Source organism: Streptomyces sp. H27-C3, from assembly GCF_030063415.1.
Lineage (GTDB): Bacteria > Actinomycetota > Actinomycetes > Streptomycetales > Streptomycetaceae > Streptomyces.
The window spans coordinates 129892-146455 of the sequence record NZ_JASITA010000016.1 but is presented as its reverse complement, the minus strand read 5'-3'; the positions used below and the strand labels follow the sequence as shown (position 1 = coordinate 146455).

15 protein-coding genes and 5 tRNA genes are annotated in these 16564 nt (G+C 70.2%); 11 read left to right on the top strand and 9 right to left on the bottom strand.

Annotation, left to right across the window (positions count from 1 at the left end; genetic code table 11):
* Positions 1–156: 156 nt before the first annotated feature.
* The 3 genes from QMK30_RS18440 (at position 157) to QMK30_RS38480 (ending at position 2268) form a co-directional block, all read left to right on the top strand.
* Positions 157–729, top strand: coding sequence for a DM13 domain-containing protein (locus QMK30_RS18440; RefSeq protein ID WP_283519352.1), 573 nt, complete (start codon positions 157–159; stop codon positions 727–729).
* A gap of 489 nt (positions 730–1218) precedes the next feature.
* Positions 1219–1425, top strand: a complete 207-nt coding sequence (locus QMK30_RS18435) for a hypothetical protein (RefSeq protein ID WP_283519391.1) — start codon at positions 1219–1221, stop codon at positions 1423–1425.
* A 12-nt stretch (positions 1426–1437) separates the two neighbouring features.
* Positions 1438–2268: an NUDIX hydrolase gene (locus QMK30_RS38480; protein WP_349362079.1), complete on the top strand. Its 831-nt coding sequence runs from the start codon at positions 1438–1440 to the stop codon at positions 2266–2268.
* Between the two features lie 167 nt (positions 2269–2435).
* On the opposite strand, the gene QMK30_RS18420 is transcribed toward QMK30_RS38480, so the two are convergent.
* From QMK30_RS18420 to QMK30_RS18395, 6 genes are all read right to left on the bottom strand, one after another.
* A tRNA-Lys gene (locus QMK30_RS18420) sits at positions 2436–2508 on the bottom strand.
* A gap of 257 nt (positions 2509–2765) precedes the next feature.
* Complete coding sequence (locus tag QMK30_RS18415) at positions 2766–5114, bottom strand: DEAD/DEAH box helicase (RefSeq protein WP_502963158.1); 2349 nt, start codon at positions 5112–5114, stop codon at positions 2766–2768.
* Between the two features lie 213 nt (positions 5115–5327).
* A complete protein-coding gene (locus QMK30_RS18410; RefSeq protein ID WP_283519350.1) occupies positions 5328–5918 on the bottom strand; it encodes a hypothetical protein in 591 nt (196 codons plus the stop codon).
* A 229-nt stretch (positions 5919–6147) separates the two neighbouring features.
* On the bottom strand, positions 6148–6510 hold the full coding sequence (locus QMK30_RS18405) for a fluoride efflux transporter FluC (protein ID WP_283519348.1): 363 nt from the start codon (positions 6508–6510) through the stop codon (positions 6148–6150).
* A 31-nt stretch (positions 6511–6541) separates the two neighbouring features.
* The gene (locus QMK30_RS18400; RefSeq protein ID WP_283519347.1) at positions 6542–6997 is read right to left on the bottom strand and encodes a fluoride efflux transporter FluC; all 456 of its coding nucleotides are present in this window, start codon (positions 6995–6997) and stop codon (positions 6542–6544) included.
* 41 nt (positions 6998–7038) lie between these two features.
* Positions 7039–7389 carry a metallopeptidase family protein gene (locus QMK30_RS18395; protein ID WP_283519346.1) on the bottom strand — a complete coding sequence of 117 codons (351 nt, stop codon included), beginning with the start codon at positions 7387–7389 and terminating at the stop codon, positions 7039–7041.
* Positions 7390–7464: 75 nt separating this feature from the next.
* Here QMK30_RS18395 and QMK30_RS18390 point away from each other — a divergent pair, with 75 nt between their 5' ends.
* The 4 genes from QMK30_RS18390 to QMK30_RS18375 all read left to right on the top strand — a co-directional run bounded on the left by QMK30_RS18390 (position 7465) and on the right by QMK30_RS18375 (position 9383).
* Complete coding sequence (locus QMK30_RS18390; protein WP_283519344.1) at positions 7465–9021, top strand: metallophosphoesterase family protein; 1557 nt, start codon at positions 7465–7467, stop codon at positions 9019–9021.
* Between the two features lie 80 nt (positions 9022–9101).
* Positions 9102–9174, top strand: a tRNA-Glu gene (locus tag QMK30_RS18385).
* Positions 9175–9214: 40 nt separating this feature from the next.
* Positions 9215–9289 (top strand) — tRNA-Asp (locus QMK30_RS18380).
* Positions 9290–9309: 20 nt separating this feature from the next.
* Positions 9310–9383: transfer RNA gene (locus QMK30_RS18375), tRNA-Phe, on the top strand.
* 42 nt (positions 9384–9425) lie between these two features.
* On the opposite strand, the gene QMK30_RS18370 is transcribed toward QMK30_RS18375, so the two are convergent.
* Both QMK30_RS18370 and QMK30_RS18365 read right to left on the bottom strand, forming a co-directional pair.
* Positions 9426–10274: a cytochrome c biogenesis CcdA family protein gene (locus tag QMK30_RS18370; RefSeq protein WP_283519342.1), complete on the bottom strand. Its 849-nt coding sequence runs from the start codon at positions 10272–10274 to the stop codon at positions 9426–9428.
* The gene (locus QMK30_RS18365; RefSeq protein WP_283519340.1) at positions 10271–11107 is read right to left on the bottom strand and encodes a DsbA family protein; all 837 of its coding nucleotides are present in this window, start codon (positions 11105–11107) and stop codon (positions 10271–10273) included. Before QMK30_RS18365 ends, QMK30_RS18370 begins: the two co-directional genes overlap by 4 nt.
* A 51-nt stretch (positions 11108–11158) precedes the next feature.
* Between QMK30_RS18365 and QMK30_RS18360 the strand changes: the two genes are divergently transcribed.
* Positions 11159–11401 (top strand): hypothetical protein, encoded by a 243-nt coding sequence (locus tag QMK30_RS18360; RefSeq protein WP_283519339.1) that lies wholly within the window; start codon positions 11159–11161, stop codon positions 11399–11401.
* A gap of 12 nt (positions 11402–11413) precedes the next feature.
* On the opposite strand, the gene QMK30_RS18355 is transcribed toward QMK30_RS18360, so the two are convergent.
* Complete coding sequence (locus QMK30_RS18355; RefSeq protein ID WP_283519338.1) at positions 11414–11959, bottom strand: hypothetical protein; 546 nt, start codon at positions 11957–11959, stop codon at positions 11414–11416.
* Positions 11960–12129: 170 nt separating this feature from the next.
* Here QMK30_RS18355 and hrpA point away from each other — a divergent pair, with 170 nt between their 5' ends.
* The 3 genes from hrpA (at position 12130) to QMK30_RS18340 (ending at position 16518) form a co-directional block, all read left to right on the top strand.
* Positions 12130–16050 (top strand): ATP-dependent RNA helicase HrpA, encoded by a 3921-nt coding sequence (gene hrpA, locus QMK30_RS18350; protein ID WP_283519337.1) that lies wholly within the window; start codon positions 12130–12132, stop codon positions 16048–16050.
* 93 nt (positions 16051–16143) lie between these two features.
* Positions 16144–16218: transfer RNA gene (locus QMK30_RS18345), tRNA-Asp, on the top strand.
* A 126-nt stretch (positions 16219–16344) separates the two neighbouring features.
* Positions 16345–16518 (top strand): DUF6274 family protein, encoded by a 174-nt coding sequence (locus tag QMK30_RS18340; RefSeq protein WP_283519336.1) that lies wholly within the window; start codon positions 16345–16347, stop codon positions 16516–16518.
* The last annotated feature ends 46 nt before the right edge of the window (positions 16519–16564 follow it).

Here is a 16564-nt window from a genome sequence, read left to right as displayed (position 1 = left end):
CATCGGTGGAGCACCGCTCCACCACTTTCCGCGGGGCCCCGCGCCACCGTGCCGCCGTAAGGAATCCGTCATCAGGCAGCCGGGGACAAACAGCGGCCTGATCCCGTTGACTGGGAATCAAGGACAGTTCGGTGCGGACACTCACAGGAGAACGACATGGGACGCGTACGGCGATGGCTGAGCAGGCCCTTACTCCTGGGCGCACTGATGGCGGCCGCGCTGGTGGCCGGGGCGGGGCTCTACTGGTTCGAGCCGTGGAAGCTGGTGCGGGACGAGACCGTACGAGAAGGAATCCCCACCGCCGCGGCCGTGGACGAGTCGGCCGAGAGCCCGTCCGGCGCCCCGGCGGCCAATGCGTCGAAGCCACCAAGGGCCCCGGAGACACTGGCCACCGGTGAATTCATCAGCCACGAGCACCGGACTTCGGGCAAGGTGCGGATCCTGCAACTGCCCGACGGCTCGCGCACCCTGCGCCTGACGGGGCTGGACACCAGCAACGGCCCGGATCTGCGGGTCTGGATCACCGATGCGCCGGTGAAGGAGGGCACGGCGGGCTGGGGCGTGTTCGACGACGGGAAGTACGAGAGCCTCGGCAGGCTCAAGGGCAACAAGGGCGACCAGAACTACGCCCTGCCCGCCGCTCTCGATCTGGACCGGTACGGCAGCGTGAGCATCTGGTGCGACCGCTTCAACGTCTCCTTCGGAGCGGCGGAGCTCACGCGCGCCTGAGCGAAGGGTCCCCGGAATGTCGTAACCCCCGTCGACGGGGGTTACGACTCCGAAGGGTTCGGTAGAGGGCGCCCTGTGTCGCGCTCTGCCGCAACGGCCTGGTCAGAGCGGCGCTCGGCCCACTCGGCAGACTGCGGCGATACCGTTCCTCACCGCCCCGCATCGCCTCGTTCCGGCGCCGGAATCGCGGCGGCCGGGGCTGCTCTGCTGTGGGCATCCTGCCGTGGCCCCAGTCAAGGGGCGCGAACCGCCGCCAAGATTTCGCCGCGATCACTGACCGGCTCGACCAGGGAGTGAAGGACCAGCGAACCCAGCGCAAGCTACTCACTTCGTTCGTCTTGGATCTCCTGCGGTGGGCTACCCGACCTCGACCTGACGCCCTGGCGTCGGTGACCGCACGCCCCCTGTCCGGCCCTCACCGGCTGGCAGGGGGCGCCTTTGCGCGTTCAGGACCAGACTTGGTCGACCGGTCTCCCACAGGGCGGCTGCGTGGGCAGCGAAACGATCGTAGAGACCATCGTCTCCGAGGCGCCGCAGGTGCAGCATCGGCGACTCGTGGCCCAGCAGGTTCGAGATGTGCGGCGTGACGAGCATCTGATCGTCGAACGCGAACACCCCGAGACTGCTCCGATCGGCTCCATCGCCTACCCGCCCTGCCAGTGCGCCTGGTGCACGGCCCCCGCGCTTGAGACCTGAAAGGCGACGCTCATGGAAGCGTTCGAACACGCGCGGCTCGACGCGTACTTCGCCCGGATCAACACCCAGTTCCGCCCGCCGGAGCCTCCGGCGTCCCTGCTCATCACCCACCCGTTGCCGGAACGCCCCTCGTTCGTGAAGGCGGTCGCGGCGGCTTCACAACTGCGGGCGATCCTCCCCAAGCCGAAGCCCATCAATGCCTCGGCGCAGCGCGAGGTGGAGAAGGTCGCCCAGTGCGCCACCCTCTCCCGAGGACTGTTCACCGACCCCGAGACGGCCGTCGACTTCCTCGAGTCGCGCGCCGCAGGTGAGCCTCTCGTCCTCCTCGATGTCGGCGGCTACCTCGCCCAGCACCCCGAGGACAAGGAGCCGCTCGCCGCCCTGCTCGACGAGGCGGGCGACACGATCACCTCACGCAAGGAGTTCCGCGGTCACGTCACCGCCGGCGTCGTGCTCCACCGCCCCGACGGTCGAGTCCTGACCATCGAGCACCAGGCCCTTTCGAAGTGGCTGCTGCCCGGCAGCCATGTCGTCGAGGACACGGACGAGACGCTCGTCGGGGCGGCGCTGCGCGAGCTCGCCGAGGAGACCGGTACCGACGCTGACAAGGTGACGCTGGCGGTCGACCTGCCGCTGCACGTGGACGCGCACATTATTCCGGCGAACCCTGCGAAGGACGAGCCGGATCACTTGCACTTCGACCTCCGGTTCATGTTCCGCACCACGGCGGACGAGATCGTGCTCCAGGAGGAGGAGGAGGAGGTGACGGCGGCATCCTGGCAGTTCGCCGACATGCTCGTCTCGGAGCCGCTGCGCAGCCGGGTGCTGACCACCGCGCTGTAACCCCCCGTCGGCCCCGGCCGTCCGCTCCCCCCGAGGCGGACGGCCGGGGCTTCCTCACGTCTTGATCGTTAGCACTTCGGCCGAGCGCAGGCCGATCTAACAATCTTCAACCCCCCGAAAACAGAATCAGCCCCAGATCAGATGCTCCCTGACCTGGGGCTGAGCGGTAGGCCGTGTGGGACTCGAACCCACAACCAACGGATTAAAAGTCCGCTGCTCTGCCAATTGAGCTAACGGCCCTCGGCAAGGCACCCCTGAGCATAGTCGCACCGAGCCCGGCAGCCGATCGGGTATCGGTTGCCGGGCCCGTCGCGGCTCGCGCCAGGCCCGGAGCAGAGCCGTCAGCTTCCGGCGGGGATCATGGTAAGTGGCTGGTCCGGAGCGGGAGTTGGCCGCTGCGCAGGGCACAGAAAAGCGGGCCCGCATTGAGGAACGGGCCCGCTTTCAGTGGTTCAGCTATCTAGTGGGTCGGCGGCCTGCGCCGCCGGCCCACCGGATCAGCTGCGCTTCCAGCGCGGCTTCTCGTCACGGCGGCCGAAGGAGCCGGTGCCGGTGCCGGTGCTGCCGCGGTGGTCGTCGCGGCGGCTGGCCGGGCGGTCCGAGCTGCCGGCGCGGAAACCGCCGCCGGTGGCCGGGCGGGCCGCGCGGTCGTCGCGGTTGAACGGGCGGTCGGAGCCGCCGGCGCGGAAGCCGCCACCGGTGGCCGGACGGGCGCTGCGGTCGCCGCCACGGTCGTCACGGTTGAACGCCGGACGGCTGCTGCCGCCACGGTCGTCACGACGGTCGCCGCCACGGTCGTCACGGTTGAACGCCGGACGGCTGCTGCCGCCACGGTCGTCACGACGGTCGCCACCGCGGTCGTCACGGTTGAACGCGGGGCGGCTGCTGCTGCCACCACGGTCATCGCGGTTGAACGCCGGACGGCTGCTGCTGCCACCACGGTCGTCACGGTTGAACGCCGGACGGCTGCTGCTGCTGCCACCACGGTCGTCACGGTTGAACGCCGGACGGCTGCTGCTGCCACCACGGTCGTCACGGCCCTTGTAGCCGCCACGGTCGCCACCGCGGTCGTTGTTGCCCTTGTAGCCACCGCGGTCGTTGCCACGACGCTCGAAGTTGCCGCGCTCGTCGCGACGCTCCGCGGCCTGGCGCTCCTGCACAGCGGCTGCAGCCGCTGCCACGGCGGCGTTCTCCGCCTCGGCGGCCTTCGCCATCTCCGCGATTGCCTCGTCCGGGTCCTCGCCACGCTCACGCGCGGCGCGGGCGACCAGGCGGTCGGCCTCCTCGCGGAGCTCGGTCGCGCGGCGCGTGGTGCGCTCCAGCTCGCGGCCCATGTCCTTGACCTCGCGCTCCGCCTGCTTGGCGGCGTTGTTCGCGGAGTCGGCCTGGACCTCGGTGAGCGAACGGGCGCCGGTGATCTCGGCGACCTCCGGCTCGAAGACACCGGCGCCGGCGACGATGTGGCGCGAGGCCTCGACGCCCGCGTCCTCCATCATGCGGAAGATCTGGCGGCGCTGGTGCGGCAGGGACAGCGACACGACGACGCCGGACTTGCCGGCACGGGCCGTACGGCCCGAGCGGTGGAGGTAGTCCTTGTGGTCGCCGGCCGGGTCCACGTTCAGGACCAGGTCGATGCCGTCGACGTGGATGCCGCGAGCGGCGACGTCGGTGGCGACGAGGGCGTTGATGTAACCCTTCTTGAAGTCCTCAAGAACGCGGGTACGGGCGCCCTGCGTCATGCCGCCGTGCAGTGCGTCGGACTTGACGCCCGACTCGCGCAGCTGCTCGGCGATGCGGTCCGCGCCCAGCTGGGTGCGGACGAAGATGATCGTGCGGCCCTTGCGGGCGGCGATCGCGGCCGTGACCGGCGCCTTGTCCTTCGGCTTCACGACGAGGACGTGGTGGGTCATGGTCGTGACGTTGCCCTGCGCGCTGTCGACCTCGTGCGTGACGGGGTTCGTCAGGTAGCGCTTGACCAGCGTGCTGATCTCGTTCTCCATGGTGGCGGAGAAGAGCATCCGCTGGCCGCCGCCGGGGATCTGGTCGAGCAGCTCGGTGACCTCGGGCAGGAAGCCCAGGTCGGACATCTGGTCGGCCTCGTCGAGGACGGCGATGCGGACGTCCGCCAGCGAGCAGGCGCCGCGGTTGATGAGGTCGCGCAGACGGCCCGGGGTGGCGACGAGGACGTCGACGCCACGCTCCAGGGCGTACATCTGGTTGCTCATGGACGTACCGCCGCAGACGACCTTCATCTTGAGGCCGAGCACGTCGCCGTACGGCTGGAGCGCGTCCGCGACCTGCATCGCGAGCTCACGGGTCGGGGTGAGGATGATGCCGCGGGGCTTCTTCTTGTCGGTGTGACCACCGGACAGCGTGGCCAGCAGCGGCAGACCGAAGGAGAGGGTCTTGCCGGAGCCGGTACGGCCGCGGCCCAGGATGTCCTTGCCGGCCAGGGCGTCCGGGATGGTCGCGGCCTGGATCGGGAAGGGCGCGGTGACGCCGTTCTGGGCGAGCTTGCGGACGATGCCGTCGGGGAGACCCAGGCTGCCGAACGTGACGGTCGGCTCGGCGTCCGCGTCGTCGGCTGCTGCGTCGTCCGTGGCCTCGGCCTGGACGGCCTCGGTCTTGGCGGGGGTGTCGGTGACCTCGACGACGACCTCGGCGGCCTCCGCGATCTCGACAACCTCGATGATCTCGGCGGCTGCGTCCACGACGGCGGTGTCGGCGGGGGTGGTGTCCGCGGCAGTGGTGTCCGCGGTGGTGTCTACAGCCTCGATGATGTCGGCGGTCTGGTCGACCGACTCGTTCTCGGGCATGGCGGTGCGGTCAGTGCTGGAAATGGACATACGAAATGCGAAACCTTCCGGAGTCTCGGCACGCGCCCAAACTCCGTGAATCGCAATTCGACCGCCTCAATGCGGTCAAGCACGGTAAGGGAGAGTACGCGCCACGGGGCGCTCTTGCTCTCGTCTTTTGCGAGAACTCAGTGGCGCCGGGCAATGGGATCAAACGATCTATAACCATACGCACCCTCCCCCGGTTATGGCAAACCGGCTCTCCTACACCGGCCCCACCTGCGGTGATGCGGTCGGCTCGCGTGAACTGAGGCGCTGTTCCCCCATCCCCGCGGCCCTCATGTCGGCCGCCGGCGAAGCCGAGGGTCCAGGCGGGGTCGAGGGCGGCTCGGGCGGCGGCTCGGGCGGCGGCTCCGTCACCGGAGGCTCCGGCGTCACCGGCGGTTTGGGCGGCGTGGACCCGCCGCCCGTCGGCGTCGGCGTGCCGGGGCGCGGCGGCTTGGGCCGGGTGACGCCGTCGCCCGCCCCGGTGCCCTTGTCCGGCGGGTCGGCGGTGGGCCCGGCCGAGGCACCCGGCTCGGCGTCCGCGCCCTCGTCCCGCGGATCGCCCTTCCCGTCCTTGCCGCCCTTGGCGTCCTTGCCGCCCTCACCGGTGGCCCCGTGTCCGCCCGTACGCCCCTGCCCCGTGCCGGACGGACCCGAGTCGGCGTCCACCTCGGCGACCGTCCCCTGCCGCGCCGCGGGACGCGTCGGCGAGGGCTTGCCCTCCTCGTCGCCCACACTCATGCAGCCTGCGGACGCCGCCACCGCGAGCGCGGCGGCGGCCAATCGGACAGGGATGTTCAACTGGCGCACTGGGCGGCACCTCCGGGGCACGGCGAACGGGGTTCATCTGTCCAACTCCCATTCACCCGCAAGGGACACGCGCCGGGCTCATCGGTTACGGCTCGGGTCATTCCCCGGGCGCCCGAAGACCCCGGCCCGACTACCGCACGGGTCACTCCCCGGGGCGTCCGGAGACCGCGGCACAACGACCACGGCACAACGACCACGGCGCCCCGCACGACGGCGCGCAGAGGCCCCGCTACCGCAGCAGCCCCCGCCCGAGCTCCACGCCCAGAACCACCGCACCCAGCCCCACCAGCGGCGACGCCACCGCGCTCGCGGCCGCGAGGAACTTCAAGCCACGCTCGGCCAGCCGCAGCGTCTCGTACGAGAAGGTCGAGTACGTCGACAGCGCCCCGCACAGACCGGTCCCGAGCAACGCGTACGTCGACGAGGAGACCAACGCGCCGGTCAGCAGGCCAAGGACCAGGCTCGCCACCGCGTTGACCACGAACGTCCCCCACGGGAACACCGAGTCGTGCCGCGCCTGCACCGCACGGTCCGTCAGATACCGCAGGGGCGCCCCGACCGCCGCCCCGACCGCCACCAGCACCCAGGTCATGCGCCCACCTCCGATGCCACGGCCGGCGCCCTCATCGGGCCACCACCCGCGTCACGAGCGACCCCGTCACCGACGCCGCCAGCCACACCGCGCTCAGCGCGGCCACGAACGTCCCGGCCGCGTACGTCATCGCGGTGACCGCCGCGCCCTCATCAAGCAGCCGCGCCACGTCCGCGGCGTACGTCGAGAAGGTCGTGAAGCCGCCCAGCACGCCGACCCCGAGGAACGGCCGGACCAGCGCGTGCCCCCGGCCCCACTCGCTCACCAGCACCATCAGCACGCCGATCAGCGCACTGCCCAGCACATTGACGCCGAACGTCGTCCACACGCTCCCGGGCCACAGAAGCGCCGCACCGTACCGGGCCAGCGCCCCGAGCGCGCCGCCCACCGAGATCGCCCCGAGGACCAGCCACTTGCCGCGCCCGGTGGTCTCGGCGCGGTGCGCGGGCACCCGGAGATCGACGTCCGGATCGATCGCGTCACTCATCGCGGGCGCCGACCGTGGCCCCCGCCGCCGCACTCACCGGCTCACCCGTATCCCAGGGCGTGCAGCCGCGCGTCGTCGATCCCGAAGTGGTGCGCCACCTCGTGCACCACGGTGATTTCCGTCTCAGCGACGATCTCCTCCCGCGAGGTGCACATCCGCAGCGTCGGCCCCCGGTAGATGCTGATCCGGTCCGGCAGCACACCGGCGTACCACTCGCCGCGATCGGTCAGTGGCGTTCCCTCGTACAGCCCGAGCAGCTCGGGCTCGTCCTTCGGCGGCTCGTCCTCCACGAAGATCGCGACGTTGTCCATCAGCCGCATCAGCTCGGGTGGGATCCGGTCGAGGGCCTCCGCGACCAGTTCTTCGAACTCCTCACGCGTCATCTCCAGCACGGGCCCATTGTCGCCGACTTCCGGGCGAGTGGCCGGGCGGGCTTAGCGGTGCTCCCGCATGGGAATACGGGAGCAATGGCCCGAGACCCCTTCCGTGCCACGTATGTCCGCGTACGACGCCACTACCGCTCCCAACAAGCCTCCCCGACCAGCGCCCTCGTGCACGCCCCGCACCCCTACGCACGGGCGCTCGGCCTGACCGCGGTGGTGCTGCTCGGCGCCTGGCTCGGGCTGCTGATCGTCGGCAGTGTCCGGACGCCGGTCGGCCCGATGGACACGAGCATGACCCTGCGCCCGTCCCTGTCCGGCGGCACCAAGATCAACGTCTCCCCGCTCGGAGCGCTCGAACTCAACACCCATATCGCCCCGATCCGCCTCGACGTGGACGTCGACCAGCTCGACCCGGTCCGCTCGCAAGCCCTCGTCGAGCATCCCGAGCGCCTCTCCGGGCTCCAGGGCGAGGTCACCGGCGACGTCTCCGCGGGCGCCACCGAACTGGCCGTGCGCTCCTGCGTCGCCGTCGTCTCCGGGGCCACCGCGCTGGGTCTGGCCGTCTACCGCCGCCCGCGCAAAGCACTCGCCGCGGGCGGTCTCGCGCTCGCCCTGCTCACGGCCTCGGGCGTCAGCGCGTACGTGACCTGGAATCCCAAGTCGGTCCTGGAGCCGAAGTTCTCCGGCTTGCTCTCCTCCGCGCCGTCCGTCGTCGGCAACGCGCGCAGCATCGTCGCCGAATTCGATGTCTACCAGAAGGAACTGGCGCGGCTCGTCACCAATGTGACCAAGCTGTACGACGCGACCTCGACCCTCCCGACGTACCAGCCCGACCCGGCGACGATGAGGGTGCTGCACGTGTCCGACATCCATCTCAACCCCGCGTCGTGGCACATCATCGGCTCGCTCGTGGAGCAGTACGACATCGACGTGATCATCGATTCCGGCGACACCATGGACCACGGCACCGGCGCCGAGAACAGCTTCCTGGATCCGATCCCGGACCTCGGCGCGCCGTACGTCTGGGTGCGCGGCAACCACGACTCGGCGGTCACCCAGAAGTACCTGCGCGGTCTCAAGGGCGTGCACGTCCTCGACGAGGGCAGCGCGGTCACGGTGGACGGGCTGCGGGTGGCGGGCATGGGCGATCCGCAGTTCACCCCGGACCGCTCGGTGGAGGCCGAGGGCGACCCGGCGGAACGCATGGCGGGCACGCGGCTCGCCTCCGCGCTGCGCGACCAGGAGCGGGCCGGCACCCCCGTCGACATCGCCATCGCGCACAACCCGGTGGCGGCCCGCGAGACGGACGGCGAGGTCCCTCTCGTACTGGCGGGGCACACGCACCATCGCAGGACCGAAGTCATGGAGTACGGCACCCGGCTCAAAATCGAGGGCTCGTCGGGCGGCGGCGGGCTGCGCGCGCTGCAGAACGACAAGCCGGAGAAGGTCCGCACCTCGTTGCTCTATCTGGACCGGACGACCAAGCGGCTACAGGCCTGGGACGAGATCACGCTGGGCGGCCTCGGCCTGACGACGGCCGAGGTCGGCCGCCACCTCCCGGAGGAGAACCAGCCGGGGGCCGAGCCGTCCGCCGACGCCTCCCCGGAGACCTCTCCCGGCGCCCCGTCCGGCACTCCGTAAACCGTTTTGGCGATAGCTCCCGCCATCCCATATGCTTCTCAAGTCCCCGACGCGCTGTGAAGCGCGCAGGTGGGCCCTTAGCCCTCATCGTCTAGTGGCCCAGGACGCCGCCCTTTCAAGGCGGTAGCACGGGTTCGAATCCCGTTGGGGGCACGCACAAATCGTGTGCGAGACTAAGTCTCGCACCACGCTTGGTCCTGTGGAGCAGCTTGGAGTGCTCGCCACCCTGTCAAGGTGGAGGCCGCGGGTTCAAATCCCGTCAGGACCGCTGCAACCGTAAGGCTGCGTGGCTGGGTAGCTCAGTTGGTACGAGCGATCGCCTGAAAAGCGATAGGTCGCCGGTTCGATCCCGGCCCCAGCCACTACACATCGAAGGCCCCGTCCGGTGGACGGGGCCTTTCGCGTTATCCCTCCTCCACCGCCTCCCGCGCCGCCGTCCTGCGCCGCCAGGCGCGCAGGGCGAGCACCAGGCCGGCCAGGGCCACCACACCGGCCAGCAGCGCAGCGTCGGGCACCGCCTCGCCGAGGCCGTTCGCCCACTCCTCGATCGCGAACGAGTCGTCCACGTCGAGCAGTCCCGGCAGGGCCGTCGTCCCGTCGAAGACGAGGAAGAGCGTGCCGAGCACGATGAAGAACAGCCCGGAGAGCAGCGAGGTGGTGTGCAGCTCGAAGCGGCCCAGGGTGAGCGTCCGCCCCCGCAGCCACTGCCGCTTGCCCAGGTCGAAGCGTTCCCAGAGGAGTGCGAGCAGGAACAGCGGTACGGCCATGCCCAGCGCGTAGACGGCCAGCAGCAGTCCGCCGTAGACCGGGCTGCCGCTGACGGCCGCGACGGTGAGGACGCTGCCGAGGATGGGTCCGGCGCAGAAACCGGCCAGCCCGTAGACGGCCCCCAGTGCGTACACGGACACCGCGGTGGTCGGCCGGATCCGCCCGGAGAGCGCGGCGATACGGCGGGACGCGAAGCCCATGCCGAGGATCTGGGCGACGCCGAGCACGATGATCAGCCAGCCGCCGAACAGGACGAGTTGGTCCCGGTGGCCGTAGAAGAGCCGTCCGGCGTACGAGCCGGCCGCGCCCAGCGGCACGAGAGTGCTGGCGAGGCCGGCGTAGAAGATGCCCGTCCTGGCCATCAGGCGTGACGTGGAGTCGATCGAGTACGCGAAGAAGGCGGGCAGGAGCAGGGCGCTGCACGGGCTGAGCAGGGCGAGGAGGCCGCCGAGGAAGGCGGCCAGGTACCCGATATCCGGACTCACTTGTCGTCCTTCGCCTTCTTCTCAGGCCCGGCGCCCTTGGCCGTCTTCGCGGCCTTGGCCGCCGCCTCGATGGCCTGGGTGAAGACCTCGGCGGGCTGGGCGCCGGCGATCGGCCTGCCGTTGACGAGGAAGGACGGCGTGGAGGTGGCGCCCAGTCGGTACGCCTCGTCCTGGTCCGCCTTCACCGCCGACTTGGCGGCCTCGCTCCCGGTGTCCTCGGTGAAACGGTCGAGATCCCTCACCCCGGCCTCTTCCGCGAGCGCCTTGAGTCGGCCGTCGCCGAAGCCCTTCTCCTTCGCGCCGTCCGCGTACGCGGCGGCGTGGAACTGCCAGAAGCGGTCCTGCCTGCCTGCGGCCCAGGCGCCGCGGGCCGCCGCGTCGGACTCCTTGCCGAAGATGGGGAAGTTGCGCCACTCGATGCGCAGGGTGCCGTTGTCGACGTACTTCTTCACCAGGTCGGGCTCGGTGTCGCGGGCGAACTTCCCGCAGTAGCCGCACTTGAAGTCGGCGTACTCGATGAGGACGACGGGCGCGTCCGCCCGGCCCTGCGCGAGCGAGTCCTTGGCGTCGCGCCTGGCGAGCTTCGCCAGCTCGGGATAGACGCCGGCCCGCGGGTCGGCGGACACCTCGGCGGCCGGGGAGTCGTCGGCGGCGGCCGAGGATGCGGCCTCGGGCTTGGTGGCGCGGTACGAGGCCACGCCGAGGAGGATCGCCGCGGCGGCGACACCCGCGCCGATGGCGAGGCCGCGGCGGGAGGTCTTCCTGGGGGTGATCTTGGGGGTGATCTTGGGCTTGGGCTCGGTCTTGTCGGTCTTGCGCTCGGAGGTGCTCATGGGTGTTCCGGTACTCCTGAACGGGATGCGGGCGCGTTGGGCGCCGGAGGCATGGGATATGAGGGGGGGCACGGACAGCTGCCGGGCGGACGGGACGGCGCGGACCGGGACCGCGAGCAGTGCCGGGCGCGGGGTGCGCGTGCGGACGGTCCGCGCGCGGGCCTGCCCGTGCGGGATCTGCCGTACGGGGACCTGCCGTGCGCCGGCAGTACCGGCTCGTACGTCGGGCCAGGCCCCGGCCTGCGTGTCGATGTCGGCCCGGTTACGCGGCTCGGCTCGGTGATGCGGCCCTGAGGCGGGTGAGGCCTAGACGCGCAGGACGGAGAGATCTATCGGGGACGGCGGGTCGAGCGGCAGCGGCCCGCGGTCGGGTTCGGCGGCCGGCAGCACGGGGTCGGCACCCCACGGCCCCGAGGCGGCGCGGGCGTCGTACAGGGCGTGCAGCAGCTCGTACGAGGAGGAGCCTCGCGCCGGGGTCCCCGGGCCCGTCCCACTGTCGCCCCCGGGGCTCTCACCGCAGCCGGGCACCTGCTGGTCCCCGACGGCGGCGGCCGGGAGGCCGACCACGCCGGGCGTCGCGGCTGCGGGCCCTGGCAAGGCCACCGGGACGCCCGCGGCAGCTGCGGAGACAGCCCCGGCGTCGGCCGTCGCGGCAGCCGCGTCGGCCCATGGGGCGAGTCCCGTCGCGGACCCGGCCGACGTAACCGTCGACGTACCCGCCCCCGTCGCCCCCGAGCACATCAGCAGCGCGAGCAGCGCACCCAGCAGCACACTCACGGCGACCGCGCCACGTTGCCGCAGCACACTCACCGTCGCCACGCCGCCCCGTCGAGGAGTGCCGGCACGGGGCATGGGCTCGGCCTCTCCTCGGTGGGCGCGCGGGGTGCGCGGGTGCGTACGCGTCCGGAAAGACTAGATGCTGCGCGGGCGGCCGTATGTCCCGGGTCCAAACCGACGCGAAACGGCCACCGCGAAAAATGGGTTCGCCACTCGTGAGCGGCGGGTGAGATCCTGAGTCAGGTATGTCTACTTCCTTTGCCGACCTCCAGCCCGTGCTCGGAGGGCTGCCGCTCCGCGACGCCCACCGGCTCGGCCGCCGTCTCGACGGCGCCCGTCGCATCCGTAACCCCGAGGCCCAGCAGGCCGCACTGGACGAAATCGCGGCCGAGGCCGGGAAGTCCGCCGCCCGGCTGGCGCAGCGTGCTGCCCGCATGCCCAAGATCACGTATCCCGAAGAGCTGCCGGTCAGCCAGCGCAAGGACGACATCGCGGCGGCGATCAGGGACCACCAGGTCGTGATCGTCGCGGGCGAGACCGGCTCCGGCAAGACCACGCAGATCCCCAAGATCTGTATGGAGCTGGGGCGTGGGGTGAAGGGCATGATCGGCCACACCCAGCCCCGCCGTATCGCCGCCCGTACCGTCGCCGAGCGCATCGCCGACGAGCTCGATACGCCGCTCGGTGAGGCGGTCGGCTGGAAGGTGCGGTTCACCGATCAGGTCAACCGGGACGCGACCTTCGTCAAGCTGATGACGGACGGCATCCTGCTCGCCGAGATCCAGACGGACCGCGAGCTGCTCGCGTACGACACGATCATCATCGACGAGGCCCACGAGCGGTCCCTCAACATCGACTTCCTGCTCGGTTATCTGGCCAGGCTGCTACCCAAGCGCCCGGATCTCAAGGTCGTCATCACCTCGGCGACGATCGACCCGCAGCGCTTCTCCCGGCATTTCAGCGATGCCCCGATCGTCGAGGTCAGCGGTCGTACGTATCCGGTCGAGGTCCGCTACCGGCCGCTTCTCGAAGACGACAGCGACGATGTCGACCGCGACCAGATCAGCGCGATCGCGGACGCCGTCGACGAGCTCCAGCACGAGGGCCCCGGCGATGTCCTGGTCTTTCTCTCCGGCGAGCGCGAGATCCGTGACACCGCGGACGCGCTCAACAAGCGGAACCTGCGCCACACCGAGGTCCTCCCGCTGTACGCGCGCCTCTCGCACGCCGAGCAGCACCGCGTGTTCCAGCGCCACACGGGCCGCCGGATCGTCCTCGCCACCAATGTGGCCGAGACGTCCCTGACCGTCCCCGGCATCAAGTACGTGATCGACCCCGGCACCGCCCGTATCTCGCGCTACAGCCATCGCACGAAGGTGCAGCGGCTGCCGATCGAGCGGGTCAGCCAGGCCAGCGCCAACCAGCGCAAGGGCCGCTGCGGCCGTACGTCCGACGGCATCTGCATCCGGCTCTACTCGGAGGACGACTTCGTCACCCGTCCGGAGTTCACGGACCCCGAGATCCTCCGTACGAACCTGGCCTCGGTCATCCTGCAGATGACCGCGGCCGGCCTGGGCGAGATCGAGAAGTTCCCCTTCATCGATCCGCCGGACCACCGCAACATCCGCGACGGCATCCAGCTCCTCCAGGAGCTCGGCGCGCTGGATCCCGCGCAGAAGGATCCCAAGAAGCGGCTGACCGGGCTGGGCCGCAAGCTCTCCCAGCTGCCGGTCGACCCGCGGCTGGCCCGGATGGTCATCGAGGCCGACAAAAATGGTTGCGTACGCGAAGTCATGGTGATCGCGGCCGCGCTCTCCATTCAGGACCCGCGGGAGCGCCCTGCCGAGAAGCAGACCCAGGCCGACCAGCAGCACGCCCGCTTCAAGGACGAGACGAGCGACTTCCTCGCCTTCCTCAACATGTGGCGGTACATCCGCGAGCAGCAGAAGGAACGCGGTTCGTCCAACTTCCGCCGGATGTGCAAGACGGAGTACCTCAACTTCCTGCGCATTCGCGAATGGCAGGACATCTACGCGCAGCTGCGCACGGTCGCCAAGCAGATGGACATCCATGTCAACGAGGAGGACGCGCCGGAGCAGGCCGTCCACACCTCGCTGCTGGCCGGTCTGCTGTCGCACATCGGGCTGAAGGACACCGAGAAGAACGAGTACGTGGGCGCCCGCAACGCCAAGTTCGCGATCTTCCCCGGCTCGTCGCTCTTCAAGAAGCAGCCGCGCTTCATCATGTCCGCCGAGCTGGTCGAGACCTCCCGCCTGTGGGCGCGGGTCAACGCGAAGGTCGAGCCGGAGTGGATCGAGCCGATCGCCGGGCATCTGCTCAAGCACACGTACAGCGAGCCGCACTGGGAGAAGGACCAGGCGGCCGTCATGGCGTACGAGAAGGTCACGCTGTACGGCGTGCCGATCGTCGCCCAGCGCAAGGTCAACTTCGGGCGGATCGACGCGGAGACGAGCCGTGATCTCTTCATCCGCAACGCGCTCGTCGAGGGCGACTGGCGCACCACGCACCAGTTCTTCCACGACAACCGCAAGCTCCTGACCGAGGTCGAGGAGCTGGAGCACCGGGCGCGGCGCCGCGACATCCTGGTGGACGACGAGACGCTCTTCGACTTCTACGACCAGCGCATCCCCGAACACATCGTGTCCGGCGCGCACTTCGACTCGTGGTGGAAGACCAAGCGGCGCGAGGAGCCCGACGCGCTCGACTTCGAGCGCTCGATGCTCATCAACGAGAAGGCCGGGGACGTCTCCAAGGACGACTACCCGGACTCCTGGCGCCAGGGGAAGCTCAAGTTCCGGGTGACCTATCAGTTCGAGCCGGGCGCGGACGCGGACGGCGTGACCGTCCACATCCCGCTCCAGGTCCTCAACCAGGTCACGTCCGACGGCTTCGACTGGCAGATCCCCGGCCTGCGCGAGGAAGTGGTCACCGAGCTGATCCGCTCCCTGCCCAAGCCGATCCGCCGCCACTACGTGCCCGCGCCGAACTACGCGGGGGCCTTCCTGGACCGGGCCGTGCCCCTCCAGGAGCCGCTGCCGCTGACGCTGGCGCGTGAGCTCAAGCGGATGGTCGGGGTGCCCGTCTCCGGCGAGGACTTCGATCTGGACCGGGTCCCGGACCACTTGAAGATCACGTTCCGGATCATCGACGAGCGGCGCGAGAAGCTCGCCGAGGACAAGGACCTGGAAGCGCTCAGGCTCTCGCTCAGGCCCAAGGCCCGCAAGGCGCTCTCCCAGGCCGCGGCGGCGACGCCGGGGCCGACGGGCGAGTCCATCGAACGCACGGGGCTGACGGACTGGACGATCGGCTCGCTGAGCCGCGTCTTCGAGACCCGCAGGGCGGGGCAACCGGTCAAGGCGTATCCGGCGCTGGTCGATCTGGGTGAGAGTGTCGCCGTACGCCTCTTCGACACCGAGGCGGAGCAGCAGCAGGCGATGTGGCGGGGCACCCGCGGGCTCATCCTGCTCAACATCCCGGTGAACCCGGCGAAGTTCGCCTCGGACAAGCTCTCCAACCAGCACAAGCTGGCACTGTCCCGCAATCCGCACGGCTCGATCCAGGCGCTCTTCGAGGACTGCGCGACGGCCGCCGCCGACAAGCTGATCGCGGACCACGGCGGTCCGGCCTGGGACGAGGAGTCCTTCCGGAAGCTGTACGACAAGGTGCGCGCCGACCTCGTGGACGCGACCGTGCGGACGGTGAACCAGGTGCAGCAGATCCTGGCCGCCTGGCAGGCCTGTGAGCGCCGACTGAAGGCCTCTACGAGCCTGGTCCTGGTCAACAACCTCAGCGACGTACGCGACCAGTTGGCGATCCTCGTGCCGCCCGGCTTCGTCACGAAGACGGGGCTGCGCAGGCTGCCCGACCTGATGCGCTATCTCGTCGCGGTGGACCGCCGGCTCCAGCAGATGCCGACGGCCGTGCAGCGCGACACGACGCGCATGGAGAAGGTCCACGAGATGCAGGACGAGTACGCCTGGCTGCTGGAACAGATGCCGCAGGGCAGGCCCGTTCCGCGGGAGGTGCTGGACGTCCGCTGGATGATCGAGGAGCTGCGGGTGAGCTACTTCGCGCACGCCCTGGGCACCGCGCAGACCATCTCCGACAAGCGGATCATGAAGGCGATCGACGCCCTGGCGCCGTAACGGAACCTTCACCGGGAGCGAGTTCGACCGCACCCTCTGACCTGCTGTACAGTCTGTCTTCGCAGCGCCGCGCAGTACGGCGAAGCGAATCAAGGTCCTGTGGAGCAGCTTGGAGTGCTCGCCACCCTGTCAAGGTGGAGGCCGCGGGTTCAAATCCCGTCAGGACCGCAGTGAAGCAGTGAGGGAAGGCCCGGATCCGCAAGGATCCGGGCCTTCTTGCGTCTTGACGCCGTCAGCCACCAGCCGGTACCCAGAACAACAGGGCCTCAGGGGGGCCAGCACCGGAGGTGGCGCATGGCGGCATCCGAAGTCAGGGTCAGGCATGAGACGCGCGCACTGCTGCGTGCCCATCTGGCGGCCGCGTGGGGCTATCGGCACCTCACCAGACACTGCCCGATCTGCCACCGCCTCCTGCGGCTCGCCATGGAGCACGAGCCGTCCCGGGACGAAAGTCCCCCGCCCCGGTGACGAACGGCGCTGCACAGCCTCACCCATCAGTGGCAGGCTCGGAGTT